Source organism: Caballeronia sp. M23-90, assembly GCF_053574605.1.
Window position 1 is genome coordinate 1 of record NZ_JBSIPA010000817.1, and the last position, 1,337, is coordinate 1,337.

Consider the following 1,337-nt stretch of genomic DNA (forward strand, 5'->3'; position numbering starts at 1 on the left):
TGCACCGTCACGCTCGGCAGCAGCACAGCGCTCGGTACGGGACCGCTGACGTTGAACAGCGACCCGCCGCTGCTGTTGCCGTTGAGCGAGCCCAGCGTCAGGTCATTACCGTTCGCGTTCAGCGTGCCGCTGTTCAACGTCAGCGGTCCCGTACCGAGCGCTGTGCTGCTGCCGAGCGTGACGGTGCCGTTGTTGAGGGTCGTGCCGCCGCTGTAGGTATTCGATCCGCTCAGCGTCAGGTTGGCCGCGCCGTCCTTCGTCAAGCCTCCCGCGCCCGATACCGCGCCGCTCAAGGTCAGATCCGCCGTCCCGCCGACGGTCAGGCCCGTACCAAGGTTGACCGCGTTGGCAACGGTGATGGCCGTCGTGCTATCGAGCGAGGCGGGGCCGGTGACGGTCAATGCACCCGTTCCCAGCGCTGCGCCGTTGCCAAGCGTCAGCGTGCCCGCATTGAGAACGGCGCCGCCGGCAAACGTGTTCGCGCCGGCGAGCGTTTCGTTGCCGCTGCCTTGTTTCACGATCCCGCCGGTCCCGCCGATCGTGCCGCCGAAGGTCTGGTTGGTGGCGTCTCCAAGGGTGAGCGTATTGCCGCCCAATGTAACGGTGCTGCCCGCCGCGCCCGCAAGCGATCCAATGGTTTGGTTGCCGGCCGCAGCAATGTCGAAGGCCGAACCGGAAGCTGCCGTGTTCACCACGCCCGTCGATGACAGGCTACCCCCCGCGCGCAACGCCAGTGTTCCAGCGTTGATCGTGGTGCCGCCGGTGAAGGTGTTGGCTGCGGTCAGCGTTTCGGTGCCCGTCCCTTGCTTCACGATGCCACCCGCTCCGCCGATCACGCCGCCGTAGGTCTGACTGGTTGCATCGCCGAAAGTGAGCGTGTTGCCGCCAAGTGTGACCGTGCTGCCCGTCAACCCTGCCAGTGAACCGATGGTCTGATTGCCGGTCGCACTCGAGATATCGAATCCCGCACCCACGGCCGCCGTGTTCACCGCGCCCGTCGCCGAAAGACTACCGCCCGCGCCCAACGCCAGTGTCCCTGCATTGATCGTCGTGCCGCCGCTGAAGGTGTTCGCCCCAGTCAACGTTTCGGTACCCGAACCTTGTTTGACGATTCCGCCCGTCCCATTGATCGCGCCGCCGAACGTCTGGTTGGTGGTGTCTCCAAAAGTCAGCGAGTTGCCGCCCAACGCAACCGTACTCCCCGACGCTCCCGCCAGCGATCCGATGGTCTGGTTGCCGCTCGCGCCGGAGATATCGAAACCTGCGCCGAGTGCGGCCGTATTCACCGCGCCCGTCGCCGATAAACTCCCGCCCGCGCCCAAGGCCAGCGTTCCGGA

The 1,337-nt window shown here is 66.3% G+C and carries 1 protein-coding gene; it reads right to left on the reverse strand.

Annotated elements, in window-relative coordinates; translation table 11 throughout:
• The coding region (locus ACRXB1_RS36120; RefSeq protein WP_449494785.1) for a beta strand repeat-containing protein at positions 1–1,337 on the reverse strand (1,337 nt) is incomplete at both ends.